Origin of the sequence: Cellulomonas sp. JZ18, from assembly GCF_009720485.1 — a bacterium.
GTDB lineage: Bacteria > Actinomycetota > Actinomycetes > Actinomycetales > Cellulomonadaceae > Cellulomonas.
Window position 1 is genome coordinate 2,975,382 of the sequence record NZ_CP045245.1, and the last position, 25,183, is coordinate 3,000,564.

The 25,183-nt window shown below is 76.4% G+C and carries 22 protein-coding genes and 1 pseudogene; 10 read left to right on the forward strand and 13 right to left on the reverse strand.

Annotation, left to right across the window (positions count from 1 at the left end; translation table 11 throughout):
• The first annotated feature begins 37 nt into the window (after positions 1 to 37).
• Positions 38 to 796, forward strand: coding sequence for an SOS response-associated peptidase (locus tag GC089_RS13465; protein WP_155378086.1), 759 nt, complete (start codon positions 38 to 40; stop codon positions 794 to 796).
• Positions 797 to 878: 82 nt separating this feature from the next.
• Here GC089_RS13465 and GC089_RS13470 read toward each other — a convergent pair whose 3' ends face one another.
• The 3 genes from GC089_RS13470 to GC089_RS13480 form a co-directional block, all read right to left on the reverse strand.
• A complete protein-coding gene (locus tag GC089_RS13470) occupies positions 879 to 2,486 on the reverse strand; it encodes a hypothetical protein (RefSeq protein WP_155378087.1) in 1,608 nt (535 codons plus the stop codon).
• 335 nt (positions 2,487 to 2,821) lie between these two features.
• The gene (locus GC089_RS13475) at positions 2,822 to 4,009 is read right to left on the reverse strand and encodes an adenylate/guanylate cyclase domain-containing protein (protein ID WP_230684808.1); all 1,188 of its coding nucleotides are present in this window, start codon (positions 4,007 to 4,009) and stop codon (positions 2,822 to 2,824) included.
• Positions 4,010 to 4,092: 83 nt separating this feature from the next.
• Positions 4,093 to 4,956 (reverse strand): biotin--[acetyl-CoA-carboxylase] ligase, encoded by an 864-nt coding sequence (locus tag GC089_RS13480; protein ID WP_155378088.1) that lies wholly within the window; start codon positions 4,954 to 4,956, stop codon positions 4,093 to 4,095.
• Between the two features lie 152 nt (positions 4,957 to 5,108).
• Between GC089_RS13480 and GC089_RS13485 the strand changes: the two genes are divergently transcribed.
• The 4 genes and pseudogenes from GC089_RS13485 to GC089_RS13500 all read left to right on the forward strand — a co-directional run bounded on the left by GC089_RS13485 (position 5,109) and on the right by GC089_RS13500 (position 9,272).
• Entirely contained in the window at positions 5,109 to 6,707 is a 1,599-nt protein-coding gene (locus tag GC089_RS13485; protein WP_155378089.1) for an acyl-CoA carboxylase subunit beta, read from the forward strand.
• Positions 6,704 to 7,246 (forward strand): hypothetical protein, encoded by a 543-nt coding sequence (locus tag GC089_RS13490; RefSeq protein WP_230684809.1) that lies wholly within the window; start codon positions 6,704 to 6,706, stop codon positions 7,244 to 7,246. The genes GC089_RS13485 and GC089_RS13490 overlap by 4 nt, the downstream gene beginning before the upstream one ends.
• Positions 7,243 to 7,509 (forward strand): acyl-CoA carboxylase epsilon subunit, encoded by a 267-nt coding sequence (locus GC089_RS13495; protein ID WP_155378090.1) that lies wholly within the window; start codon positions 7,243 to 7,245, stop codon positions 7,507 to 7,509. The genes GC089_RS13490 and GC089_RS13495 overlap by 4 nt, the downstream gene beginning before the upstream one ends.
• A gap of 192 nt (positions 7,510 to 7,701) precedes the next feature.
• Positions 7,702 to 9,272 (forward strand): annotated as a pseudogene (locus GC089_RS13500) (DUF885 domain-containing protein).
• Between the two features lie 89 nt (positions 9,273 to 9,361).
• On the opposite strand, the gene GC089_RS13505 reads toward GC089_RS13500, so the two are convergent.
• On the reverse strand, positions 9,362 to 9,925 hold the full coding sequence (locus GC089_RS13505; protein ID WP_370514114.1) for a vitamin K epoxide reductase family protein: 564 nt from the start codon (positions 9,923 to 9,925) through the stop codon (positions 9,362 to 9,364).
• A gap of 299 nt (positions 9,926 to 10,224) precedes the next feature.
• On the reverse strand, positions 10,225 to 10,560 hold the full coding sequence (locus GC089_RS13510; RefSeq protein WP_155378092.1) for a YnfA family protein: 336 nt from the start codon (positions 10,558 to 10,560) through the stop codon (positions 10,225 to 10,227).
• Between the two features lie 205 nt (positions 10,561 to 10,765).
• Here GC089_RS13510 and GC089_RS13515 point away from each other — a divergent pair, with 205 nt between their 5' ends.
• The 3 genes from GC089_RS13515 (at position 10,766) to GC089_RS13525 (ending at position 13,987) form a co-directional block, all read left to right on the forward strand.
• Positions 10,766 to 11,446 carry a nucleoside triphosphate pyrophosphatase gene (locus tag GC089_RS13515; RefSeq protein WP_155378093.1) on the forward strand — a complete coding sequence of 227 codons (681 nt, stop codon included), beginning with the start codon at positions 10,766 to 10,768 and terminating at the stop codon, positions 11,444 to 11,446.
• A gap of 187 nt (positions 11,447 to 11,633) precedes the next feature.
• On the forward strand, positions 11,634 to 13,445 hold the full coding sequence (locus GC089_RS13520; protein WP_230684811.1) for a biotin carboxylase N-terminal domain-containing protein: 1,812 nt from the start codon (positions 11,634 to 11,636) through the stop codon (positions 13,443 to 13,445).
• A 14-nt stretch (positions 13,446 to 13,459) separates the two neighbouring features.
• A complete protein-coding gene (locus tag GC089_RS13525) occupies positions 13,460 to 13,987 on the forward strand; it encodes an NUDIX domain-containing protein (protein ID WP_155378094.1) in 528 nt (175 codons plus the stop codon).
• Positions 13,988 to 14,003: 16 nt separating this feature from the next.
• Here the strand turns inward: GC089_RS13525 and GC089_RS13530 are convergent, their stop codons facing one another.
• Positions 14,004 to 15,545 (reverse strand): NAD(P)H-quinone dehydrogenase, encoded by a 1,542-nt coding sequence (locus tag GC089_RS13530; RefSeq protein ID WP_155378095.1) that lies wholly within the window; start codon positions 15,543 to 15,545, stop codon positions 14,004 to 14,006.
• A gap of 131 nt (positions 15,546 to 15,676) precedes the next feature.
• Here GC089_RS13530 and GC089_RS13535 point away from each other — a divergent pair, with 131 nt between their 5' ends.
• Positions 15,677 to 16,564 carry a purine-nucleoside phosphorylase gene (locus GC089_RS13535; RefSeq protein WP_155378096.1) on the forward strand — a complete coding sequence of 296 codons (888 nt, stop codon included), beginning with the start codon at positions 15,677 to 15,679 and terminating at the stop codon, positions 16,562 to 16,564.
• A gap of 181 nt (positions 16,565 to 16,745) precedes the next feature.
• Positions 16,746 to 18,611: a phospho-sugar mutase gene (locus tag GC089_RS13540; protein ID WP_155379233.1), complete on the forward strand. Its 1,866-nt coding sequence runs from the start codon at positions 16,746 to 16,748 to the stop codon at positions 18,609 to 18,611.
• Positions 18,612 to 18,622: 11 nt separating this feature from the next.
• On the opposite strand, the gene GC089_RS20155 is transcribed toward GC089_RS13540, so the two are convergent.
• The 7 genes from GC089_RS20155 to GC089_RS13580 all read right to left on the reverse strand — a co-directional run bounded on the left by GC089_RS20155 (position 18,623) and on the right by GC089_RS13580 (position 25,176).
• On the reverse strand, positions 18,623 to 19,249 hold the full coding sequence (locus tag GC089_RS20155) for a cellulose binding domain-containing protein (protein WP_155378097.1): 627 nt from the start codon (positions 19,247 to 19,249) through the stop codon (positions 18,623 to 18,625).
• Positions 19,176 to 21,071, reverse strand: coding sequence for a DUF6055 domain-containing protein (locus GC089_RS20160; RefSeq protein ID WP_370514115.1), 1,896 nt, complete (start codon positions 21,069 to 21,071; stop codon positions 19,176 to 19,178). The genes GC089_RS20155 and GC089_RS20160 overlap by 74 nt, the downstream gene beginning before the upstream one ends.
• Positions 21,072 to 21,226: 155 nt before the next feature.
• Positions 21,227 to 21,934 carry a deoxyribose-phosphate aldolase gene (gene deoC / locus GC089_RS13560; protein ID WP_155378100.1) on the reverse strand — a complete coding sequence of 236 codons (708 nt, stop codon included), beginning with the start codon at positions 21,932 to 21,934 and terminating at the stop codon, positions 21,227 to 21,229.
• On the reverse strand, positions 21,931 to 23,064 hold the full coding sequence (locus GC089_RS13565; RefSeq protein ID WP_155378101.1) for an adenosine deaminase: 1,134 nt from the start codon (positions 23,062 to 23,064) through the stop codon (positions 21,931 to 21,933). The genes deoC and GC089_RS13565 overlap by 4 nt, the downstream gene beginning before the upstream one ends.
• A 22-nt stretch (positions 23,065 to 23,086) precedes the next feature.
• A complete protein-coding gene (locus tag GC089_RS13570; RefSeq protein WP_155378102.1) occupies positions 23,087 to 23,335 on the reverse strand; it encodes a hypothetical protein in 249 nt (82 codons plus the stop codon).
• Between the two features lie 111 nt (positions 23,336 to 23,446).
• Positions 23,447 to 24,742 carry a thymidine phosphorylase gene (locus GC089_RS13575; RefSeq protein ID WP_155378103.1) on the reverse strand — a complete coding sequence of 432 codons (1,296 nt, stop codon included), beginning with the start codon at positions 24,740 to 24,742 and terminating at the stop codon, positions 23,447 to 23,449.
• Positions 24,739 to 25,176, reverse strand: coding sequence for a cytidine deaminase (locus GC089_RS13580; protein WP_155378104.1), 438 nt, complete (start codon positions 25,174 to 25,176; stop codon positions 24,739 to 24,741). Before GC089_RS13580 ends, GC089_RS13575 begins: the two co-directional genes overlap by 4 nt.
• Between the last annotated feature and the right edge of the window lie 7 nt (positions 25,177 to 25,183).

The following is a 25,183-nucleotide window of genomic DNA, read 5'->3' on the forward strand; positions in this document are numbered from 1 at the left end:
GGCGGTCGGTGTCGGCGGTCGGTGAGAAGGTGGGCCCATGTGCGGCCGGTACGCCTCCTTCCGCGAGGACCAGCAGATCGCCGACGAGTTCGCGGTCGCGACGATCGCCGACGACGTCCGGCTCCTCCCCCCGTCGTGGAACGTCGCGCCGACCGACGGCGTCCGGATGGTCGTCGAGCGCGCGGACCGCGAGACCGGCGAGATCTCCCGCCAGCTGCGCGTCGCGCGGTGGGGGCTGGTGCCGTCCTGGGCGAAGGACCCGTCGGTCGGGGCCCGCATGATCAACGCGCGCGTCGAGACGATCGCCGACAAGCCCGCCTTCGCCAAGCCCTTCGCGGTGCGCCGGGCGCTCCTGCCCGCGGACGGCTACTACGAGTGGAAGCGGCTGGAGGCGCCCGAGGGTGCGCCGCGCAGCCGTCGGACCGCCAAGCAGCCGTACTGGATCCACCCGGCGGACGGCGACGTCGCCGCGCTCGCGGGTCTCTACGAGTTCTGGCGCGACCCGACCAAGGCCGACGACGACCCCGAGCGCTGGGTCGTGTCCGCCACGGTCGTCACGCGGCCCGCCGCCACCGAGGAGCTCGCCGCCATCCACGACCGGCAGCCCCTGATGCTCCCGCGCGACCTGTGGTCGGCCTGGCTGGACCCGGCCGTCGGCGCGGACGACGCGCGGGACCTGCTCGCGACCACGCCGCCCGACCTCGTCGCGACCCCGGTCTCCACGCGGGTCAACGCGGTCGCGAACAACGGCCCGGACCTGGTCGAGCCGGTCGGCGAGGACGTGCACCCGCGCTGACGCCCGCGGCGCCGAGTACAGGCGTGGCGGCCGGGCGCCCTGCCGCAGCAGGGCGACCCGACCTCCACGTCCGTGCAGCCGACTAGAGGTTCGACCAGGTCCCGAACCCGCCGCCCGGAACGGACTGGCAGGTGCCGGCGATCGCCCCACCGCTGTTCGCGCCGTACACGCAGTTCACGCCACCCGACGTCCGCAGACCGGTCAGCGCGGTGACGATCGAGGCGCCGCTCCCGATCGGGGCCCACACGGAGGGCTCCGGGTGGTTCGGCACCGTCGATCCCCAGACCGTCCCGTCCGCGCCACGCGCGTACACCGAGTAGGCCCCTGGAGACGCGATTACGGTGGGGGTCGCGGTACCGAGCGGTGTCGGCCCCGACCCGAGGTTCAGCCAGGAGTCGAACGCTGCACCTGGTCCGGCCTGCGTGACGCTCGCGACAGTACCGCCCGCGCCGGCGAACACGGTCACCCGGTCGTTCTCCAGGACGGCGACCGGCTCCGTGGTCACGCCGGCGCCGTTCGACCCCAGTCGCGCCCATGCACGGAACGCCGAGCCCGGGGTCGCCTGCTCCGTCCCGTAGACGTACGAGTCGGCGCCCTGGGCGTACAGCCCGATGCGATCGTCGGAGAAGCGCACCAGCGCCGGCCGCCCGACCAGGCTCGTCGCCGCGCTGCCGATCGTGGTCCAGGAGCCGAAGACCCCGCCCGGCACAGACTGCGACACGCCCGCGACAGTCCCGGACTGCGTCGTCGCGTAGACGGCGATCACCCCGGACGAGAGCTGAACCGCGACCGGGTCTCCCGTGACGCCGGCGCCGGAGGTGCCGATCGCCATCCACGGACCGAAGGTTCCGCCGACGACGCTCTGGTTCGTCCCCAGGACGACTCCGCCCGTGGTGCGCGCGTAAAGGGCGATCCTGCCGTCACTGAGCCTCAGGACTGCGGGACGACCCACGAACGAGCCGCCGCCCGACCCGAGCGTCTGCCAGGCCCCCAGAGAACCACCGGCAGCGGCCTGGCTCGCGCCCCACACGTTGCCGTCCGATCGGATGGCGTACAACGAGATCCGGTCCGCGTCGATGATCGCACTCGGCGCGTCGGCCGCCACGACGGGCGTCACCGGCACCGGGGGCGTCGAACCGTCCGGCTCCACGACCTTGTTGTACCGGTACGGCTCGTAGCGGGCCCTAGCGTGGGAGTCGATCGTGCGCGCCGACGTGCTGGACGTGGCGTGCTTGACCGGCGTACTGCCGAACGAGTAGTAGGTGAACTGGCCGTTACCGAGCCACTGGTGGAAGAGGATGGTGTGAACGCCCGGAATCGTCAGGAAGTCGCCCGGCTTAAGGTCCGGCCAGTCGATGGGGTGCGCATAGTTCCGCAACGTGCTGCTGTTCGGGCTATCCTTCAGGTGAAGCGCCATCGCCACGTATCCCGAGCAGTCGCGCCGGTAGAGCTCGCCCGCTGGCCCCGGCCCCGGCGAGAACCTGCCCTGGTCGTAAGGGCCGGGCTGGTGGTCGACCCAGTACTGCGCCCGGGCGATGATCTCGGCCCGGCTGATCTCGCCGCCGCGCACGGAGACGGCCGTGGCCTGCGTGGACGCTGCGACCAGTCCGATCATCGCCAGCAGCAGGGCGAGGACGGCTGATGTTCCTGCCCGACCGCTCGAGCGGCTCCTGGAGTTCGTGCGAGCCATCGGCACTCCACCTCTCCGCGCGCACCGCCATGGCGCCGCGTGTCGATTCGTCACCGGCGTCGCCAGGTGTCGCCGACAAAGGCCCGCGCGTCAGAACAGCAACAGGCACAAGACATCGACGACCGCAGGTGCCGGCCGTGGTTTTCCGATGCTATCCGCCACCACCGGTTCATGTGGCCGATTCGGCGGGGAAATACCAGTATTGACATGCACCGCGGGGCATTTCGTCCGGTTCGATCGTGCGGCAGTGCGCGCCGCTGCCTGCCCGCGGTGCCGGGGACGCGCTCGTGGTTCCTGCCGGGAAGCCACCGCGACCTCCTGGCGGACGTGTCCGATCAGCGCGGCGACGACGCCGACGACAGCCGGTACGGCGTGATCTCCCCGACGCCGGCGAGGTCGCGCACGGGCAGCCGCTCGAGCACGAACCGCGGGTCGCCGCCGAGCACGGCCGCCGTGCTCGCGTCCACCAGGACGCTGCTCGGCTCCGCGACGTCGGTCAGCCGGGCTGCCAGGTTCACCACCGGCCCGAACACGTCCCCGAACCGCGACAGCACGCGGCCCCACACCATGCCGACCCGCACGGGCGTCACCCCGCGCGCACCCTCGACGAGCCCGCCGGCACCCCGCTCGGCGTCGACGTCGAGCGACGCGCCGAACGCGTCGGCCAGCCCGAGCGCGACGCGCGCGCCGACGCCGGGCGTGTCCGCGATGAACAGCACCGCGTCCCCGATCGTCTTGACGACGCGCCCGCCGGCGCCCACGACGACGTCCCGCGCGGCGGCCTCGAAGCGCTGCACGAACTGCGACAGGTCGGTCGAGCCGAGGCCCGCGGTCCGGCGCGTGAACGACACCATGTCCGCGAACCCCACGGCCCGGGCCAGCGGCAGCTGACCGGCGTCGCCCACCGAGCCGCGCACCTCGCCGAACTCCGCGGCGTACCGGTCGGCGACGGCCGCCAGCTGTCGGCGGTACGAGTGCAGCAGCTGCTGCTCGAGCACCGGGGCCAGGTCCTTGAGCCGGTCGAGGACCAGGAGGCGGGCGCTCGTGTCGTCGAGCCCGTAGCGCGCGGCCATGTCCTCGACGAGGGCCTCGACCTGCCACAGCGCGAGCCGGTCGGACGTGTGGCCCAGGGCACGCACGACCGTCGTCACCGTCGGCAGCGCCAGTCCGTGCCGGCGCAGCAGGGTGCCGGCCAGGCGCACCGCCTCCGCGTCGCGCTCGGTGTACCGGGGCTCGTCGTCGTCGGCCGCGGGCAGGCCGAGCGTGCGCCAGAACATCCGCACGAGCTCGAGGTCGATGTCGTAGCGGGTCGCCAGGTCGCGCGCCGTCAGGGTGCGCGGCCCACCGAGCAGCACGTCGTCGAGCTCGCCGGTCGTCCCGGTGCGGCGGGGCTCGGAGGTGGGAGCGGGGGCGGGAGCCGGGGCCGGAGCGGCGGCCGGGGGACGCGCGGGGTCGCCGGGGTCCTGGGCCCGCTGGGGCTCCACCGCCCGGGCTCCGGGCGCACCGCCGACGCCGTCGTGCACGTCACGAGCCTAGATCACCGGCCGCGGCCGTCACGGTGCGGGCGGCTCGCGACGGGCCGGCGCCGGCGCGGGGCGGCCCGGGGTCAGGCCCGGACGTTGCGCACGTCGCCGGCGTGCACCAGGTGCTCGGCGCCCGCGTCGTCGACGACGACGAGCGCCCCGTCGTCGTCGAGGCGACGGGCGGTGCCGCGCAGCGTGCGACCGTCGGGCAGCGCGACGGACACGGGAGCACCGAGGGTGCTGCACACGGCGGCGACCTCGTCCGCGAGGCCGGTGCCGAGCGCGTCGCCGCCGCCGTCCGCCCAGCGCGAGGCGAGACCGTGCAGCGCGTCGACGAGCGCGACGAGGACGGTGGCCCGGTCGGTGTCGCGCGCACCCGCGAGCGCGAGCGAGGTCGCCCACGGCACGGGCAGCTCGGCGGCGTCCTGGTGCACGTTGACGCCCACCCCCACCGCGACCGCCGGCCCCGGGCCCGCGTCCGGCACGACCTCCGCGAGGATGCCCGCCACCTTGCGGGCCGTGCCCCAGCCCTCGACCGGCTCGGCGTCCGGGCCGAGCTCGACGAGGACGTCGTTCGGCCACTTGAGGACGGCACGCACGCCGGTCGTGGCGCGCAGCGCGTGCACCGTGCCGAGGCCGGCCAGCAGCGGCAGCCAGCCGAACGTCTCGGGGCCGGACCGCGGCCGGGCCACGAAGGTGCACGTGAGGGCGGCGCGGGCGGGCGTCTGCCAGGTGCGGCCCGCGCGACCGCGGCCCTGCGTCTGGTGGTCGGCCACGAGGAGGCTCGCGTGCGGCCACGCCCCGGGCTCGCGCCGCAGCGCCGCCACGACGTCGGCGTTCGTCGACGCGGTCGCGTCCACGACGTCGAGCCGGGCGAGCGGTCCGGCGGGGGCGAGCAGGAGCGCGCGCAGCGCGGAGGCCTCGAGCGGCGGGCGGTCGGGCGTCACCGGCTCATCATGGCGCAGGGCGGGACGCGCGGCAGGGGCCGGTCACGCCGTGCCCCCCGGTCCTGGCTTGTGGGGACCCCACAGGCGACCGGGGGCAACACGGTCCCTCGTGTGCAGGCGGGTGGTGGACACCGACAACTAGCCTTCCTCGGGTGACCTCGACCGACCCCGACGCACCCGTCCGCACGACGGCGGGTCTGCTCGCCGACCTGGAGGCCCGCCGCGCCGCCGCGGTGGACGCGCCCGAGGAGGCCGCCGCCGCGAAGCAGCACGCCCGCGGCAAGAAGACGGCCCGCGAGCGCATCGACCAGCTGCTCGACCCCGGCTCGTTCACGGAGATCGACGCGTTCGCGCGGCACCGCTCGACGAACTTCGGCCTGGACCGCAGGCGGGTGCCGGGCGACGGCGTGGTCGTCGGGCACGGCACGGTCGACGGGCGTCCCGTCGCCGTGTACTCGCAGGACTTCACGGTCTTCGGCGGCAGCCTCGGCGAGGTGCACGGGCAGAAGATCGCGAAGGTCATGGACCTCGCGCTGCGCACGGGTGTGCCGCTCGTCGGCATCAGCGACGGCGGCGGCGCCCGCATCCAGGAGGGCGTCGCGGCGCTGACGCAGTTCGCGGAGATCTTCCGGCGGAATGTCGCGGCGTCGGGCGTGATCCCGCAGATCAGCCTCATCCTCGGCCCGTCGGCCGGCGGCGCGGTGTACTCGCCCGCCCTCACCGACTTCATCGTCATGGCCGACGGCACGTCGAACATGTTCATCACCGGGCCGGACGTCATCCGCGCCGTCACGGGCGAGGACGTGGGCTTCGAGGAGCTGGGCGGCGCGACGACGCACTCGACGCGGTCCGGCGTGGCGCACTACATGGCCTCCGACGAGGACGACGCGATCGACTGGGTGCGCTCGCTGCTGTCCTACCTGCCGCAGAACAACCTCTCCGACCCGCCGGTCTACCCGCACGAGTCGCCCACGGAGGTCACCGAGGACGACCTCGCGCTCGACACCCTCGTGCCGGACTCGGACAACCAGCCGTACGACATGCACACCGTGCTCGAGCACGTGCTGGACGACGGCGCCCTGCTCGAGGTGCAGGCGCTGTACGCCCAGAACGTCGTCGTCGGGTTCGGGCACGTCGAGGGGCAGCCCGTCGGCGTCGTCGCCAACCAGCCGCAGCAGATGGCCGGGACGCTGGACATCAACGCCGCGGAGAAGGCCGCGCGGTTCGTGCGCACGTGCGACGCGTTCGGCATCCCGGTGCTGACGTTCGTCGACGTCCCCGGCTTCCTGCCGGGCACCGACCAGGAGTGGAACGGCATCATCCGCCGCGGTGCGAAGCTCATCTACGCGTACGCGGAGGCGACGGTCCCGCTCGTCACGGTCATCACGCGCAAGGCGTACGGCGGCGCGTACATCGTCATGGGCTCCAAGCAGCTGGGTGCCGACGTGAACCTCGCGTGGCCGACCGCGCAGATCGCGGTCATGGGCGCCGGCGGCGCCGTGAACATCCTGCAGCGGGGCGCGCTCAAGGCCGTCGCGGACGCCGGCGGCGACGTCGAGGCCGAGCGCCGTCGCCTCACGGCCGAGTACGAGGACGCGATCGTGCACCCGTGGGAGGCGGCGGACCGCGGCTACGTGGACGCGGTGATCGCGCCCTCGCAGACGCGCAGCGAGATCGTCAAGGCCCTGCGGCTGCTGCGCACGAAGCGCGCGAGCCTGCCGCCCAAGAAGCACGGGAACATCCCGCTGTGAGCACGGAGCCGGGCCCCGTGGGCGACCCCGACGAGCACGACCCCGCCTCGCACGGCCGCGAGCCGCTCGAGGGCGTCGACGCGACCGACCTGCACGGGGCGGTCGACGCGCTCGCGGAGGCCCTGCACGCCTACGTCGAGACGGCGGTCGGCGTGCGGGCCGAGTTCGGGGCGCGCGAGGCGGACGAGGACCCCCGCGTCCTCGCGCTCGAGGCGCGCGTCGGCGGGCTCAACGCCGGGCTGTACGACCTGCTGCACAGCCGGCTCGGCCTGCACGCGGACCTCACGGGCATGACCTGGGACGACCGCAGCGACGACGACGCCGGCCCGGGCGAGCGCGACACGTTCCACCTCGGGTTCGTCGTCGAGCTGCCGGGCGGGGTCACCGACCTGACCCTCGAGGCGGTGCTCGACGTGGTCGACGACGGCGGTGCGCACATCGCCCAGACCCTCCTCGACCGGGGGTACGTCGTGGGTGAGTGGGGCGCGGGTCGGGGCGCGCCGGTGCTGCTCGACGAGGACGACGAGGACGACGAGTGAGCCAGCCCGGGACCGAGCCGCTGCCGGTGGACCCGCACGTGCAGGTGGTGCGGGGCGCGCCGGACGACGTCGAGCTCGCCGCGCTCGTCGCCGGGCTGGTCGCGGCCGCCTCGGGGCAGGACGACCACGGCGACGCGCACACCGCCGGGCGCGAGGACGCGCAGCGTGCCGCCCGCGCACGCTGGACCGCCCCCGGACGCCTGCGCGGCGCGGTGCGCCCGCAGCCCGGACCCGACGCGTGGCGCTGGAGCCTGCACCCCTGACCGCCGCGTGACCGCCTCGTGGTGCGGTGCGTACCGGCCAGTAGGGTTCCCCCGGTGAGCACGCTGCCCCCGTCCGTCCCCACCCGCACCCCCACGCCCGTCGACGCCGTCGCCGACGCGCACGTCGCCGCCGTGGCGCGCCTCGACCCCCTCGACGCCACGGCGCTCGGCGTGCCCGGGCACGAGCGCGAGATGCCCGACCTCTCCCCCGACGGGCACGCCGCCCGCGCCGAGGAGCGCCGCTCGACCCTCCTCGCGCTCGAGGCCCTCGCCCCGGCCGACGACGTCGACACCGTGACCCTCGCCGCCATGCGGTTCGCGCTGCGCGGCGCCCTGGACCTGCACGAGGCCGGCGAGGACGAGCGCAAGCTCAACAACATCGCGTCCCCGCGCAGCGCGTCGCCGAGGTGTTCGACCTCATGGCGACCGACAGCGAGCAGGCCTGGGACGACGTCGCCGCGCGGCTGCGCAGCGTCCGCGGCGCGCTCGCCGGGTACACGGCGTCGCTGCGGCACGCCGCCGAGCGCGGTCACGTCGCGGCGGTCCGGCAGGTCCGCGCCGTCGTCGAGCAGGCGCGTCGCCTCGCCGACGCGGAGGAGTCCGCCCTGGCACGGCTCGTGCGCAGCCCCGAGGCCGAGGCCGTGCTCGGCACCGACCACCCGCTGCGCGCCGACCTGGAGCGCGCGTCCGCCGACGCCCGCGCCGCCTACGCCGACCTCGCCACGTTCCTCGCCGACGAGCTCGCGCCGCGCGCGCCCGAGGCCGACCCCGTGGGACGCGACCGGTACGCCCTGTGGTCGCGGCACTGGGTCGGGGCGACGCTCGACCTCGAGGAGACGTACGCGTGGGGGCTCGAGGAGCTCGCGCGCGTCCAGGCGGAGCAGACCGCGCTCGCCGCCGAGATCGCCGGCCCGGGCGCGAGCGTCGAGGAGGCCGTCGCCGTCCTCGACGCCGATCCGGCCCGCACGCTGACCGACGTCGACGCCCTGCGCACCTGGATGCAGCGCACCTCCGACGCCGCGATCGAGGCGCTCGACGGCACCCACTTCGACATCCCGGCGCCCGTGCGCGTCCTCGAGTGCCGCATCGCCCCGTCCGCGACCGGCGCGATCTACTACACCGGCCCGAGCGACGACTTCAGCCGCCCCGGCCGCATGTGGTGGTCCGTGCCCGCCGGCGAGACGACGTTCCACACCTGGCGCGAGCTGACGACCGTCTACCACGAGGGCGTCCCGGGCCACCACCTGCAGATCGCGCAGGCCGTGCACGAGCGGGCGACGCTCAACCAGTGGCGCCGCCTCGCGTCGTGGACCTCCGGGCACGGCGAGGGCTGGGCCCTGTACGCCGAGCGGCTCATGGCCGACCTCGGGTTCCTCGACGACCCGGGCGACCGCCTCGGCATGCTCGACGGGCAGCGCCTGCGGGCCGCGCGCGTCGTGTTCGACATCGGCGTGCACCTCGGCCTGCCGGCGCCGGCCGAGTACGGCGGCGTCTGGACGCCCGAGAGCGCGTTCCGGTTCCTCGACGCGAACGTCAACATGTCGGACTCGTTCGTCCGGTTCGAGTACACGCGGTACCTGGGGTGGCCCGGGCAGGCGCCGTCGTACAAGGTCGGCCAGCGGCTGTGGGAGCAGACCCGCGACGCCGCGCGCCGCACCGCCGCCGAGCGCGGGCAGGCGTTCGACCTGCGCGACTTCCACGCGCGCGCCCTGCGGCTCGGGTCGGTCCCGCTGGAGATCCTGCCGACGTCGCTCGGCGCCTGACCCCTCCGCCGACCCGGGCTTCGGCCCGAGCAGCACGGAGCCCGGCGGCCGCACGGCCGCCGGGCTCCGGTGCGCGGTCCCCTCGGGGCTCAGCCGATGATCGCCCAGCCGTACCTGAGCATGACGACCGCGGCGAGCAGCACGAGGAACGCGACGGTGACGAACCAGTCGTTGCCGCTCGCGACGAACCGGCGCGCCCACGGGCCGGCGGCGCCCGGCAGGCTCAGGTGCCCGTCGCGCACGTTGACGCGCGTCAGGCCCGCCCACACGAGCGTCGTCGTCACGGTGACGAGCAGGCACCACGGGCACAGCGCGCCGATCTCGGTGTAGGCCTGCTGGAACAGCCACAGCGCGAAGACCAGGCCGAGCGTGTAGACGACCTGCGCGGTGAGCATGAACCAGCGCGGGAACCGCACGCCGCCGATCATCGCGACGGCGACGGTCAGCACGACCGCCTCGGCGGCGATGCCGAGGAACGCGTTGGGGAAGTGCTCGCCCAGCAGGTTCGCCTGCCACGTCTGGGCGACCTTGCCGCAGCTGATGACGGCGTTGAGGTCGCACCCCAGCGTCGCGCTCGGGTTCGCGGCGAGCGTCACGGCCTCGATCGAGAGCACGAACGACGCGTACAGGCCGATGAGGCCGGACACGACCATCTCGATCGCGGTGCGCCGGCGCCACGCGAGCGGTGCCGGACCGGAGTCGAGCGGGTCGGCGGGTGCGCCGTCGTCGACGTCGAGGTCGTCGAGGTCGTCGTCGTGGGTGTCGTCCGCGTCCGGGGCGGGCGGCGTCGTCGCCGTCCGGCCCGTCGGGGCGCTGGGTCGGTTCACGGGTGTCCTCCTGCGCGGGTCACCGGCGGACGTGGTCGGGACCTGCATGGTGCCACGCGGACCTGTGCGTGCGGCAGACCATCGTCCCGGGCGGACGACGCCGGCGCTGATGCGCGGTGCCCCGATCACGCCGGGCGCGGCGCGTACATGATGAGCCCGACGCCGACGAGGCACACGAGCGCGCCCGCGACGTCCCACCGGTCCGGCCGGTACCCGTCGACGACCATGCCCCAGGCCAGCGAGCCCGCGACGAACACGCCGCCGTACGCGGCCAGGATCCGCCCGAAGTGCGCGTCCGGCTGCAGCGTCGCCACGAACCCGTACAGCCCGAGCGCCAGCACGCCCGCACCGATCCACGCCCACCCGCGGTGCTCGCGCACGCCCTGCCACACGAGCCACGCACCCCCGATCTCGCACAGCGCGGCGACGGCGAACAGCACGAGCGAGCGGGTCAGCGTCATGCCGCCGACCCAACCGCCCCACGCCCCCACCCGTCCACCCGCCCACCCACGCCCGTCGAGCGCGCCACACGTCGCTCGACCGCACCGGACACGACTGGCGCCCTCGACCGACGGCTGGCGCGCTCGTGGGACGTGGGCCGGCGGGGGCGGCCGGGTGGGCGCGCGCGGGAGTGCGACGCGGCCGCGGCGGCTAGGGTCGGACCACGTGACCCGTCTGCTGCTCGCCTCCGCCTCCCCCGCCCGCCGGGCCACGCTCACCGCCGCGGGGCTCGACCCGCTCGTGGCCGTGTCCGGCGTCGACGAGGACGCCGCGCTCGCCGCCGCGCGCGAGCGGTTCGGCGACCTCGACCCGGCCGACGCGGTGCTCGTGCTCGCGCAGGCGAAGGTCGAGGACGTCGCCCGCCGGCTGTCCTCCGACGAGACGCTCGACGTGGCGGGCTGGGACGGCGAGGAGGACCTCGTGCTGCTCGGCTGCGACTCGATGCTCGAGCTCGACGGCGAGGTCCTCGGCAAGCCGCGCGACGCCGACGACGCCGTCGCCCGCTGGCGCGCGATGCGCGGACGCTCCGGGGTGCTGCACACGGGCCACTGGCTCGTCGACGACCGTCCCTCGGGAGCGGACGGGCCCGGCACGGGCGGCACGCTGGGGGCGACCGCCTCGACGGTCGTGCACTTCGCGGACGTGCCGGACGAGGAGGTCGCGGCCTACGTCGCGACCGGGGAGCCGCTGGCCGTCGCCGGCGCCTTCACGGTGGACGGCCTCGGCGGGCCGTTCGTCGAGCGCATCGAGGGCGACCACCACAACGTCGTCGGCGTCAGCCTGCCGCTGCTGCGCGCGCTGCTGGGCGAGATCGGGCTCCGGGTCACCGACCTCTGGCGGCGCTGACCGGCGCGACCACGCGCGGCGGTTGTCCGACCCGGACAACCGCGACCCCGTGGAGGCGGCTGCGCCCGGCGGCGCCCTGGTGACTTCCTACAAGGTCCGCCCGCAGGGCCTTGGTCCCTTCCCCAATCTTGGACGCGGGCCCCGGACCGCGCGGCGGCGGCGCGGGGGTGCCGCGCTACGGTGAGCCGTGCCCGACTCGACCCCCCTGCGCAAGGTCCTCATCGCGAACCGTGGCGAGATCGCGGTCCGCGTCGCCCGCGCGTGCCGCGACGCCGGCCTCGCCTCGGTCGCCGTGTACTCGGACACGGACCGCGAGGCCCTGCACGTGCGCGTCGCCGACGAGGCGTACGCCCTCGACGGCGCCCGCGCCGCCGAGACCTACCTCGACATCGCCAAGCTCCTCGACGTGGCCCGCCGGTCGGGCGCCGACGCCGTCCACCCCGGCTACGGGTTCCTCTCGGAGAACGCCGACTTCGCGCGCGCGGTGACCGCGGCCGGCCTCGTCTGGGTCGGGCCGCCGCCGGCGGCCATCGAGCAGCTGGGCGACAAGGTCAGCGCGCGCCACATCGCGCAGCGCGCCGGGGCGCCGCTCGTCGCGGGCACCCCCGACCCCGTGCAGGACGTCGCCGAGATCCACGCGTTCGCGGCCGAGCACGGACTGCCGGTCGCGATCAAGGCGGCCTTCGGCGGCGGCGGCCGCGGCCTGAAGGTCGCGCGCACCGTCGACGAGATCGACGAGATGTACGAGTCGGCCGTGCGCGAGGCGGTCGCGGCGTTCGGACGCGGCGAGTGCTTCGTCGAGCGGTACCTGGACCGGCCGCGGCACGTCGAGACGCAGTGCCTCGCCGACGCGCACGGCACGGTCGTCGTCGTCTCGACCCGCGACTGCTCGCTGCAGCGCCGCCACCAGAAGCTCGTCGAGGAGGCGCCGGCGCCGTTCCTCACGGACGAGCAGCGCGCGACGCTCGTCTCCGCCTCGCAGGCGATCCTGCGCGAGGCCGGCTACGTGGGCGCCGGCACGTGCGAGTTCCTCGTCGGGGCGGACGGCACGGTCTCGTTCCTCGAGGTCAACACGCGCCTGCAGGTCGAGCACCCCGTGACCGAGGAGATCTCCGGCATCGACCTCGTGCGCGAGCAGCTGCGCATCGCCGCCGGGGAGCCGCTGGGCTACACCGAGGTCGCCACGCGCGGGCACTCGATCGAGTTCCGGATCAACGGCGAGGACCCCGCCGCGGGCTTCCTGCCGGCGCCGGGCCGGATCACCCGCCTGCGCTTCCCGGCCGGGCCGGGTGTGCGCGTCGACTCCGGCGTGGTCGAGGGCGACACCGTCTCCGGCATGTTCGACTCGATGATCGCGAAGCTCGTCGTCACCGGCGCCGACCGCCGGCAGGCCGTCGAGCGGGCACGGCGCGCGCTCGCCGAGCTCGAGGTCGTCGGGATCCCCACGGTCGTGCCGTTCCACCGCGCCGTGCTCGAGGCGGACGCGTTCGTGCCCGCGGACCCGGCGGCGCCGTTCCGCGTGCACACGCGGTGGATCGAGACGGAGTTCGCGGAGACGGTCGCCGGTCTCGGCGCCGCACCCGCGGCCGCCACGACCGAGGAGGAGACGGCCGAGGCCGCGCTCGAGCGCGTGGTCGTCGAGGTCGGCGGCAAGCGTCTCGAGGTCGTCCTGCCCGCCGCGCTCGGGCTGGGCCGGGGCGCAGCCGCCGCGCGTGCCGGTGCCCGCCCCGGCGCCACGCCCCGCCGGACCGCCCGGGCCCGCACCACCCGCACCGCGGGCAACGGCACCACGCTCGCCTCCCCCATGCAGGGCACGATCGTCAAGGTCGCCGTCGCCGAGGGCGCCCAGGTCGCCGAGGGGGACCTCGTGGTGGTGCTCGAGGCCATGAAGATGGAGCAGCCGCTCGTCGCGCACCGCGCCGGGACCGTCCAGCGGCTCACGGCAGGCGTCGGCGCGAGCGTGAGCGCCGGCACCGCGATCTGCGAGATCGTCGGCTGAGCGGGCAGGACGGTGTGCCGCCGGCGGCCCGTCGGCACCGCGTCGAGGGCGACGGCTGGGTGGAGTGCGGCTGCGGTCACCGGCACTGGGGGCTGCACGGCGCCGCCGGGCTGCTGCTCGTGCGGCGCGACGACGACGGGCGCGCGACGCACGTCGTGCTGCAGCACCGCGCGCCGTGGAGCGACGCGGGCGGCACGTGGGCCCTGCCGGGCGGCGCACGCGGCGCGGGCGAGTCCGCGGAGCAGGCGGCGCTGCGCGAGGCGCACGAGGAGGCGGGCGTCGACGCCGCGGGCGTGCGCGTGCTCGGCAGCCACGTGCTGGAGCACCCGGGCTGGTCCTACACCACCGTGCTCGCCGAGACGCTCGTGCCGTTCACGCCCGCCGTCACGGACGCGGAGAGCGTCGAGGTCGCCTGGGTCGCCCTCGACGACGTCCCGGACCGGCCGCTGCTGCCCGCGTTCGCCGACGCCTGGCCGCAGCTGCGGGCACGCGTCGAGCGGCCGGCGCCCGCCGGCCGGCCCGACGCGGCCCCCGACGCCTGACGCGCCGCGCGCCCGCTCAGTCCTCCGTGCGGTGGTGCATCATCCGGGCGACCTCGCCGATGGTGCCCGACATCGACGGGTACACCGTCGACGCGTCGGCCACCTGGTCGGCGGTGAGCCGGTGCGTCACCGCGAGCGTCAGCGGGAAGATCGACTCGCTCGCGCGCGGCCCGACGACGACCGCGCCCAGCACGGTGCCCGTCCCCGCGTGGGCGAAGATCTTCACGAAGCCGTCGCGCACGCCCAGCATCTTCGCGCGCGGGTTGCGCGCGAGCGGCAGCATGCTCACCTGGTACTGCACGCCGCGCTCGCGCAGCGCGCTCTCCGACGAGCCCACGGTCGCGATCTCGGGCGCCGTGAAGATGTTGGCCGAGATGCCGCGCAGCGACAGGGGCCGCACGGCGTCCCCGAGCGCGTGCGACATGGCGATGCGGCCCTGGGTCGCCGCGACCGACGCGAGCGGCAGCACGCCCGTGCAGTCACCGGCCGCGTAGACGCCCCGCACGTTGGTGCGCGAGACCTTGTCGACCTCGACGTGGCCGGACGGCGTCAGCCGCACGCCCGCCTCCTCGAGCCCGAGCCCGCGCGTCGTCGGCACCGCGCCCACCGCGAGCAGCACGTGCGACCCCTCGACCTCGCGCCCGTCCTCGAGCGTGACGACGACCCCGTCGGCCGTGCGCCGCGCGGACGACGCCCGCGAGCGCGACATCACCGTCATGCCCCGCTGGGTGAAGACGCGCTCGATGAGCTCCGCCGCGTCCTGGTCCTCCCCCGGCAGGACGCGCTCGCGGCTGGACACGAGCACGACGTCCGCACCCAGCGCGGTGTACGCGCCGGCGAACTCGGCGCCCGTGACGCCGGACCCGACGACGACCAGCCGCTCGGGCAGCGACGTCAGGTTGTACATCTGCGTCCAGGTGAGGATGCGCTCCCCGTCGGGCACGGCGTCGGGCAGCACGCGCGGGGTCGCGCCGGTCGCGACGAGCACGACGTCGGCGTCGAGGGTGTGCTCGCGCCCGTCGGGCGTGCGGACCTCGACGTGCTCGGGGTCGCTCAGCCGGCCGGTGCCCACGACGACGTCGACGCCCTCGCGCTCCAGGCGCGTGCGGATGTCGGCGGACTGCGCGGCCGCGAGCGCCTTGACGCGCAGGTTGACCGCGTCGAGGTCGATGCGGTGGTGCAGCGCGTCGCGGACCGCGGACCCGGTGGCGCCCTCGGCCGGCGCCAGGCCCGCGGCGAGCGTGTCGAGACGGATGCCGAGCTCGGGCGCGCGGTCGGCGATCGTCATCCACTCGGCCGTCGCGATGAGCGTCTTGGAGGGCACGACGTCGGTGAGCACCGCGGAGCCGCCGAGGCCCTGGCGCTCGACGACGGTGACGTGCGCACCGAGGCGGCGGGCGACGAGCGCGGCCTCGTAGCCGCCGGGGCCGCCGCCGACGACGACGACGCGACCGGCCGGCGGCGCGTCCGCCGCGGGGCGGACCGTGGAGGCGGCGGCCGGTGCCGGCACGGCGGGCTGGGCGGGGGCGGCGGACGTGGCGGGGTCCTGGCTGCTCATTCCGGGGCCCCCGCGCGATCGTGGACGCAGCGAGCGATCGGGTGGGGAAGGATCACGCCCCCATCCTGCCCGACGGGGCGGCGCGCGCCGACCGGACGGGGACCCCTCCGGCCCGCGGCTAGCCTGGGGCCATGACCGACGCGGCCCGCGACCTCACCGACCAGCTCCCCTCCGACGGCGCCGCCGTGCCGGACCTCGACGACCCGGCGACGGACCCGTTCGAGGTCGCCCGCCGCGCCGCGGAGGTCGTCGCCGAGCGGACGGGGGTCGCGCGCCACGACGTCGCGCTCGTCCTCGGCTCCGGCTGGGGCGGTGCGGCGGACCTGCTGGGCGAGACCGTCGCCGAGCTGCCGAGCCACGAGGTCCCCGGCTTCTCCGCGCCCGCGGTCGTCGGCCACGTCGGCACGCTGCGCTCGGTGCGCATCGCGGGCACGGACGGACGCCGCGAGCGGTACGCCCTCGTGCTCGGCTCGCGCACGCACCTGTACGAGGGCCGCGGGGTGCGGCGCGTCGTGCACGGGGTGCGCACCGCCGCGGCCGCCGGCGCGTCGACGGTCGTGCTGACGAACGGGTGCGGCGGGCTCAACCCGGCCTGGGGACCGGGCACGCCGGTGCTCATCAACGACCACATCAACCTCACCGCGACGTCGCCGCTCGAGGGCGCGACGTTCGTCGACCTGACGGACCTGTACTCGGCCCGGCTGCGCGCCGTGGCGCGCGAGGTCGACCCCACCCTCGACGAGGGCGTCTACGTGCAGTTCCGCGGCCCCCACTACGAGACGCCGGCCGAGGTCACGATGGCCGGGCGGCTGGGCGGGGACCTCGTCGGGATGTCGACGACCCTGGAGGCGATCGCAGCACGCCACGCGGGCCTGGAGGTCCTCGGGATCTCGCTCGTGACGAACCTCGCCGCCGGCATCAGCCCCGAGCCGCTGGCGCACGAGGAGGTCCTCGCGGCGGGCCGTGCGGCGGGGCCGCGGATCAGCGCGCTGCTCGCGGACGTCGTCCGCCGCCTCTGACCCGGCGGGGCGCGCAGTCCCCGCCGGTCCCGCGTGCCGGGGCTGTACCGCCCAGTACGTTGGACGGGTGAGTGCCGAGAACGACCCCCAGGACGTCCGCGCCGGTGGCGCACCCGAGCACGCGCCGCGCGCCGCGGTGCGCCCGACGCCGGACGAGGACCACGCCGACCGCTGGGACGACCTGCAGCGCCGGGTCGAGGCGTGGATCGCCGACGACCCCGACCCCGAGACCGCCGACGAGCTGGACGCGCTGCTGCGCACCGCCCGGGCGCACCCCGTCGACGCGGGGCCCGCGGGCGACGACGCGCAGCTCGACCCGCAGGAGCGGCAGGACCGCGAGGCCTCGGCGCGCGCCCGCGAGGAGCTGGCGGACCGCTTCTCGGGGCTCCTGCAGTTCGGCACCGCGGGGCTGCGCGGCGAGCTCGGCGGTGGACCGCACCGCATGAACCGCGCCGTGGTGATCCGCGCCGCGTCCGGGCTGGCCGCGCACCTGCTGGGCGAGCTCGAGGGCGAGGCCCGCCCGCCGCGCGTGGTCGTCGGGTACGACGCGCGGCGCAACTCCGACGTCTTCGCGCGCGACACCGCCGCGGTCATGACGGCCGTCGGCATCGAGGTGCTGCTGCTCCCCCGGCCGCTGCCGACCCCCGTGCTCGCGTCCGCCGTGCGCCGGTACGACGCCGACGCGGGCGTCATGGTGACCGCCTCGCACAACCCCCCGCGGGACAACGGCTACAAGGTCTACCTGGGCGGGCGCGTGGTCACGGACGCCGGCCAGGGGGCGCAGATCGTGCCGCCCGCGGACGCCGCCATCGCGGCGGAGATCGCCCGGGTGCCGTCCGTCGCGTCGGTGCCGCGCGCGGACGGCGGCTGGCGGGTGCTCGACGAGGACGTCGTCGAGGGCTACGCGCGCGACGCGGCCGCGGTCGTCCCCGCCGCGCAGGACGCCGCCACGGCCCGTGCGCGCGCGTCCCTGCGGGTCGTGCTCACGCCCCTGCACGGTGTGGGCGGCGCGGTCGCCCGCGGCGTCCTCGCGCGCGCCGGCTTCACCGACGTCACCGTCGTGCCCGAGCAGGCCGAGCCGGACCCGCAGTTCCCCACGGTCGCCTTCCCCAACCCCGAGGAGCCGGGGGCGATCGACCTCGCGCTCGCGTACGCGAGCGCGACGCGCGCCGACGTCGTCATCGCGCTCGACCCGGACGCCGACCGGTGCGCCGTGGCCCTCGTCGACGTCCGCTCCCGGGTCGCGGGCGCACCGCAGACGCCGCAGGCCGACGGCTGGCGCATGCTGCACGGCGACGAGGTGGGCGCGCTGCTCGGCGCCGACGCCGCCGCCCGCGTCACGGCCGACCGCGCGGACGGCACGGCCGCGACGTCCGCGCCGCCGACGCTGGCGTGCTCGATCGTCTCCTCGCGCCTGCTCGCGTCGGTCGCCGCGGCGGCGGGCCTGCAGTTCGCCCCCACGCTCACCGGCTTCAAGTGGCTCTCGCGGGTCGAGGGGCTGGTGTTCGGCTACGAGGAGGCCCTCGGCTACTGCGTCGACCCCGCGCACGTGCGGGACAAGGACGGCATCTCCGCGGCCGTGCGCGTGCTCGACCTGGCCGCGCGTCTGGCCGGCGAGGGACGCAGCCTCGTCGACGCCCTCGACGACCTCGCCCGTGCGCACGGCCTGCACGCGAGCGGCCAGGTGAGCGCCCGGTTCGCGGACCTGTCCCGCATCGGCGACACCATGGACCGGCTGCGCGCGCAGCCGCCGCGCGCGCTCGCGGGCTCGGACGTCGTCGAGGTCGTCGACCTCGCGACCGGGACCGAGGACGAGCGCGCGGGGCTGCCGCCGACGGACGGGCTGCGGCTGCTCACGGCCGACGGCACCCGGGTCGTCGTGCGCCCGTCCGGCACCGAGCCGAAGGTCAAGGCGTACCTCGAGGTCGTCGTGCCGGTCGCCGCCGACGCGTCCCGCGACGCGCTCGACGCGGCGCACCGGGACGCCCGCGAGCGCCTGCGCGTGCTCGGCGACGACGTGCGCGCGGCCCTCGGCCTGACCGTCTGAGGGTCGGGGCGTCAGCGCGTCTGGGTGCAGCGCAGCTGCGGGACCGTGCGTGCGGCGTCGCCCTCGGCGGAGCCGGTGAACCCGAAGACGACCGACTGCCCGTTCGCGACCGACCCGTTCCAGGACAGGTTCTCCGCGCTCACGGTGCCGCCGTCCGTGCCGATGTCCGCGCCCCAGCGCTCGTTGATGCCCAGGCCCGGCACGGCGGTCCACTGCACCAGCCAGCCGTGCACGCCGGCGGTCGTCGCGGTCACCGTCACCTGCGCCTGGTACCCCCCCGGCCACGACGTCAGCAGCTCGTAGCGCGCGGTGCACGCGCCGGCGGGCACCGCGGGCGGCGGGGCGACGACCCCGGGGGACGCCGGTGCGGGGGGTGCGGCGGACGGCGGCGCGGCTCCGCCCGGCGCCGGGGTCGTCCCGCTCCCCGGCGGGGCCGGGGCGGACGGCCCGGCAGGTCCGCCGGGTGCCTCCACCGGCGGGTCGGTGGGCGCGGTCGGGGGCGCGGGGGCGGGGGGGCCGTGGTGAGCGCGACGTCCTCGGCCGCGAACGGCGCGACCGGCGGGTTCACGTCGGCGCCGGGCTCGTCCGGACCGCACGAGCCGTCCGGGCGGAACGTCGTGTGCACGCCGGACGCGCACGCGCCGGCCACGACGGCGTCACCGCCGACCACGACGTCGCCGGACAGGTGCGCACCGCCGCGGACGACGGCGGAGTCCCGGACGACGGCGCGGTCCTCGACGACCGCACCGTCCTCGACCCACGCGCGTCCCTCCAGCCGGGCGGTGCCGCGCACCTGCGCCGCGCCGCGGACCACCGCCTGCGGCCCGACCCAGGCCGTCGCGTCGACGGTGGCGGCGTCGTCGACCCAGCCGCCGCCGTGGGGGTGGCGGTGCCCGCCCGCGACCGGCGGTGCCGCGGCGGGGTCGGCCACCACCGCACCGGCCACCCGGAACTCGTACGGGTAGCGCGTCGTGCGGGCGAACGTGCCCCCGTGCCCGCGGGCACCTCCGGCGGGGTGGCCGTGACGACGAGGAGGACGGCGTCCTCGCCCGCGCGCGGGGTCAGGACGACCTCCCCGTCGACGGTCGCCGTCACGGGTCCGAACCGCGGTCCCTCGGGCCCGAGCGCCACCATGCCGACGCTCCACCCGGCGGCACCGGCCGGGAACGCCTCGGCGTGCCCACGCACCCGCACCCGGACGTCGCCCCCCGACCCGTCGGGCACCAGCCGCACGACCGTGAACCCGTACGCGGCGGGCGCGAACGTGCCGAGGACGCGGTGGTGCGCGGGATCACCCGGGACCGGCTCGGTGGGGGTGGTCCGGTCCGCGAGCAGCACGGGGTCGACGTCGTCGAGCAGCGTGGCCGCGGCGCGTCCGCCCCCGTCGCCGGCGGCCGCGCGCATCGCGTACTGGGCGACGCGCCGGTTCACGTCCTCCGGCCGGGAGCCGGTGAGCCGCGCGTACGCGCCGAGGACCGTCTCGCCGTCGTGCGCCTGCGTCCACAGGTCGGCGACGAGGCCCGGGTCCGCGCGGGCCACGAGCGAGTCGAGGAGCAGCCAGCCGGCGGCGCCGTGCCGGGCGCTGCCCCAGGCGAGGTGCGGCGCGCGCAGCAGGTCGCTGACGTCGGCGTGCCCGGCCGGCACCGCCAGGGTCGCCAGGTACGCCGCGCTCGCGGCCCGGAACGACGCGGCGTCCGACCCTCCGAGCCCCCGCCGCGCCCCTCGGCGGCCAGCAGGATCGCGACCTCGGCGTACCCGCGCGCGAGCTCCCACGACGTGCCCTCCGCGACCGCGGTCGCGGGGGACGCGCCGGCTCCCAGGGCGCCGGGCTCCGGGATGCCGGGCTCCGCGGTGCCGGGCTCCGCGGTGCCGGGCGCGTCCTCGTCCTCCGTGCCGGCCGTGGCGAGCACGGCCGGCGTGACACGCAGGACGCCGACGCCGTCGACCGCCTCCGCGCGGCTCGTGGCCCCGCGCACGGGTTCCCCCGGGGGCGCCGCCCGCACCCCGGGGCCCGACGCCCACGTCCCGTCGACGACCACGAGCACCTTGCGGCCGGCTGCCGGGCCGTCGCGGGCGCCCAGACCCAGGGCCGTCACGTGCAGCGCGTGCAGCGACTCCAGGCGTGCGACGGCGGCGTCGGGGTCGAACGCGAGGTCCCCGTCGGACGCGGACGGGTCGGCCCCCGCGCGGGCACCCCACAGCAGCGCCACGTGCTCCCCCTCGCGCACGTGCGCCGCGTCGCGGACGGCACCCCACGCGGCGGGCACGACGAGGGCCGGTGCGCTGCCGACCGTGCTGCCGAGCGCACCGGCGAGCACCGCGCCGAGGACGAAGGGGACGAGCAGCACGAGGGCGAGGGTGCTGCGGCCGATCCTCCCCATCCGCGTGCGTCTCCTCCCGCCGGGTGCGCACGCGTCCGGCGGACCGCGCCCTGCCGTGCTGTCGTCGTCCGTCCCGCACGGGTCGGACAGGTGTCCACCATCGTCGCGCGGTCGGCGCCGAGTCAACGCCCGGAAGGTCCGGTCCGGGGCGGATTCACCCGGCCGAGCCCCGCATTCTCATCGCCCTCTCACGCCCGCCCGCGGCCGCGGGACGGTGCGCGTCGTCGGGGTCCGTCAGTAGCCTGCGTCCGCCGTGAGCCCGCCCAGCACGGCCGCGGTGCCCGACAGCCCGAGGCGCGTCGCCCCCGCCTCGACCATGGCGAGGGCGTCCTGCGCCGTGCGGATCCCGCCCGAGGCCTTGACCCCGAGCCGCCCGCCCACCGTGCGCGCCATGAGCCGCACGGCGTGCACGCTCGCCCCGCCGGCGGGGTGGAAGCCCGTCGAGGTCTTCACGTAGTCGGCGCCCGACGCCTCGGCCGCCTCGCACACCGCGACGATCTCGTCGTCGCTGAGGGCCGCGGACTCGATGATGACCTTGAGCACGGTCGGCGCCGGTGCGGCGGCGCGCACCGCGGCGATGTCGGCCGCCACGTCGGCGAACCGCCCGGCCTTCGCCGCGCCGACGTCGATCACCATGTCGACCTCCGCCGCGCCGTCCCGCACGGCGCGGGCCGCCTCGGCGGCCTTGACGTCGCTGTGGTGCTTGCCGGAGGGGAAGCCGCAGACCGTCGCCACGAGCAGGTCCGGCTCCCCGTCCAGCCCCACCGGCACCTCCAGCGGGAGGAACGAGGGGGACACGCACACGGCGTACACGCCGAGCCGGACGCCCTCGGCGACGAGCGCCTCGACGTCGGCGCGCGTCGCCTCGGGCTTGAGCAGGGTGTGGTCGACGTGCCGGGCGAGCGCGACGGCGTCGAGGGGTGCGGTGGGGTCGGTGGTCATGCGCGGTGCCTCCCGGGCCGTGCGGTGCCCGGCGCGGCGGCCGGGCGGACGATGCGGTCGACGAGCGCACGGCGCTCGTCCTCGTGCAGGAACGCGTGCCGGGCCGCGGCGACCTGGACCGCGACGACGTCGTCAGGGGTCCAGCCGGCCTCGCGCACCAGCAGCTCGAGCTCGCGCGAGAGCGACGTGCCCGACTGCAGGCGGTTGTCGGTGCTGACGGTGACCTCGAAGCCGAGGCGCAGCAGCAGCGTGACGGGGTGGTCGGCGACGGACGCCGCGGCGCCGGTCTGCAGGTTCGACGACGGGCACACCTCGAGCGGCACGCGGCGGTCACGGACCCAGTGCGCGAGCCGGCCGAGCCGCGGTGCGCCGTCGCCGCCGAGCTGCACGTCGTCGGCGATGCGCACGCCGTGCCCGAGGCGCAGCGCCAGGGCGCCGTGCAGCGCGTCGGCGATCGAGTCGAGACCCGCGCCCTCGCCGGCGTGCACGGTCACCGGGAAGCTCTCCTGTCGCAGCGTCCGGAACGCCGCGGCGTGCCGCGACGCCGGGAAGCCCGCCTCGGGTCCGGCGACGTCGAACGCGACGACGCCCGCGTCCCGGTTGGCCAGCGCGAGCGCCGCCACCTCCTCGGCGCGGTCCGCCTGGCGCATCGCCGAGAGGACCTGCGTCACCCGGATCTCGTGGCCCGCGTCGCGGGCCTCCGCCATGCCGTCCTCGAGGCCGGCACGGACGGCGTCGACGACGGCCTGCAGCGACAGCCCGCCGCGCTGGTGCTGCTCGGGCGCGTACCGCTCCTCGGCGTGCACGACGCCGTCGGCCGCCAGGTCGAGCACGGCCTCGCGCGCGACGCGGTGCAGGGCGTCGGCCGTCTGCAGCACGCCCACGGTGTGCGCGAACGTCTCGAGGTAGCGCTCGAGGGAGCCCGAGGACGCCGACTCGACGAACCAGCGCCCCAGCGCGTCGGGGTCGGTCGTGGGCAGCGCGTGGCCGGCCTGCGCGGCGAGCTCGACGACGGTCGCCGGTCGCAGACCCCCGTCGAGGTGGTCGTGCAGCAGGACCTTGGGCAGTGCGCGGACGGCCGCGCCGAGGTCGGCGCCGGGCGTGCCCGCCGCCGAGGGGAGCGCGGTCATGCCACCACCGTAGCGGGGCTGCTCACCCCTCCTGGACCTCGTCCTCGTCGATCGGCACCTCGGCCGCCTGCTCGACCACGTCGGCCTCGTTCGCGGCGTCGTCGAGGTCCGGGCGCGGCACGCCAGGGGTGTGCTCCTCGGGGTCCGGGCGCTCGGGCAGGGCGTCCCGCTCCGGCTCGTCCGCCGGGTCGGTCAGCCGCGCGGGCGCGTCGGGGTCGACGGGGACCAGCCCCGCGTCACGCCAGGCGTCGTTCCCGGGCACGGTGCTCATGGCTCCTCCTCGGACAGGCGGGTGGGACGTCCCCATCGTGCAGGCCGCCCCGCCCGGCTGCCACGGGAGGCAGCCGGGCAGGTCGGGCGGGGGGCGGGCAGGGTGCGGGGGTCAGTCCGCGGCGACCCGGTCCAGGACGAGCGGCCGCGGCGCGGGGGCCGGCGCGTCGGGCGACACGACGACGCCCCCGGCGAGCGCCTCGCGCGCACGGCCGAACCGCTCCGGGGTGTCCGTGTGCAGGGTCAGCAGCGGCTGCCCCGCGCGCACCCGGTCCCCGGGGCGGGCGTGCAGCTCGACGCCCGCACCGGCCTGCACCGGGTCCTCCTTGCGCGCCCGGCCGGCACCCAGGCGCCACGCCGCGACGCCGACCGCGTACGCGTCGAGCGTGGTCAGCACGCCGTCCCGCTCGGCGACGACCTGCTCGGTCTCCCGCGCGACGGGCAGCGGGGCGTCCGGGTCGCCGCCCTGCGCGGCGATCATGCGCCGCCACACGTCCATGGCGCGGCCGTCGGCGAGGGCCGCGGCCGGGTCCGCGTCGGGGCGGCCGGCGGCGTCGAGCATCTCCCGCGCGAGCGCGACCGTGAGCTCGACGACGTCGGCGGGGCCGCCGCCCGCGAGCACCTCGACCGACTCGCGCACCTCGAGGGCGTTCCCCGCGGTGAGGCCGAGGGGCGTCGACATGTCGGTGAGCAGCGCGACCGTCCGCACGCCGGCGTCCGTGCCCAGCTCCACCATGGTCCGGGCGAGCTCGCCGGCCCGCTCGGCGTCCTTCATGAAGGCGCCCGACCCGACCTTGACGTCGAGCACGAGCGAGCCCGTGCCCTCGGCGATCTTCTTGCTCATGATCGAGCTGGCGATGAGCGGGATCGCCTCGACCGTGCCCGTGACGTCGCGCAGCGCGTAGAGCTTGCGGTCGGCGGGCGCCAGGCCCGAGCCGGCCGCGCAGATGACGGCACCGACGTCCTCGAGCTGGCGCATCATCTCGTCGTTCGACAGCGACGCGCGCCAGCCCGGCACCGACTCGAGCTTGTCGAGCGTCCCCCCGGTGTGCCCCAGGCCGCGGCCCGACAGCTGCGGCACCGCGACGCCGAAGACCGCGACCAGCGGTGCGAGCGGCAGCGTGATCTTGTCGCCGACGCCCCCCGTGCTGTGCTTGTCCGCGGTCGGTCGCGACAGCCCGGAGAAGTCCATGCGCTCGCCGCTGGCGATCATGGCCGCGGTCCAGCGGGCGATCTCGGCGCGGTCCATGCCGTTGAGCAGGATCGCCATCGCGAGGGCGGACATCTGCTCGTCGGCGACGACGCCGCGGGTGTACGCGTCGAGCACCCAGTCGATCTGGGCCTCGGACAGCCGGCCCCCGTCGCGCTTGGTGACGATGACGTCGACGGCGTCGAACGGCTCGCTCACGCCTGCTCCTCCCCGGCGGCGCCCGTCGCGCTCCCCCGCTCGACGAGGTCGACCGGCCCGAACGCGTCGGGCAGCACCTCGCTCATCGGCCGGACGCCCCGGACCGTCTCGACGAGCAGGTCCGGCCCGCCGTGCTCGAACAGCAGCTGTCGGCAGCGCCCGCACGGCGCGAGCACGTTGCCGTGCCCGTCCACGCACGTGAACGCGACCAGGCGGCCGCCGCCGGTGACGTGCAGCATCGACACGAGGCTGCACTCGGCGCACAGCGTGACGCCGTACGACGCGTTCTCGACGTTGCAGCCCGTCACGACGCGGCCGTCGTCCACGAGCGCGGCGACGCCCACGGGGAACTTCGAGTAGGGCACGTACGCCCGTGCCAGCATGTCGCGGGCGGCGGCGCGCAGCGCGTCCCAGTCGACCTGGAGGTCGGTCATCGGGTGG

What these genes read in the sequence shown, in the direction of transcription:
- GC089_RS13465 (WP_155378086.1), top strand. Translation starts at nt 38, where the DNA reads ATGTGCGGCCGGTACGCCTCCTTCCGCGAGGACCAGCAGATCGCCGAC.
- GC089_RS13470 (WP_155378087.1), bottom strand. Translation starts at nt 2,486, where the DNA reads ATGGCTCGCACGAACTCCAGGAGCCGCTCGAGCGGTCGGGCAGGAACA.
- GC089_RS13505 (WP_370514114.1), bottom strand. Translation starts at nt 9,925, where the DNA reads ATGGTCGTGTCCGGCCTCATCGGCCTGTACGCGTCGTTCGTGCTCTCG.
- GC089_RS13510 (WP_155378092.1), bottom strand. Translation starts at nt 10,560, where the DNA reads ATGACGCTGACCCGCTCGCTCGTGCTGTTCGCCGTCGCCGCGCTGTGC.
- GC089_RS13530 (WP_155378095.1), bottom strand. Translation starts at nt 15,545, where the DNA reads ATGAGCAGCCAGGACCCCGCCACGTCCGCCGCCCCCGCCCAGCCCGCC.
- GC089_RS13535 (WP_155378096.1), top strand. Translation starts at nt 15,677, where the DNA reads ATGACCGACGCGGCCCGCGACCTCACCGACCAGCTCCCCTCCGACGGC.
- deoC (WP_155378100.1), bottom strand. Translation starts at nt 21,934, where the DNA reads ATGACCACCGACCCCACCGCACCCCTCGACGCCGTCGCGCTCGCCCGG.
- GC089_RS13565 (WP_155378101.1), bottom strand. Translation starts at nt 23,064, where the DNA reads ATGACCGCGCTCCCCTCGGCGGCGGGCACGCCCGGCGCCGACCTCGGC.
- GC089_RS13570 (WP_155378102.1), bottom strand. Translation starts at nt 23,335, where the DNA reads ATGAGCACCGTGCCCGGGAACGACGCCTGGCGTGACGCGGGGCTGGTC.
- GC089_RS13580 (WP_155378104.1), bottom strand. Translation starts at nt 25,176, where the DNA reads ATGACCGACCTCCAGGTCGACTGGGACGCGCTGCGCGCCGCCGCCCGC.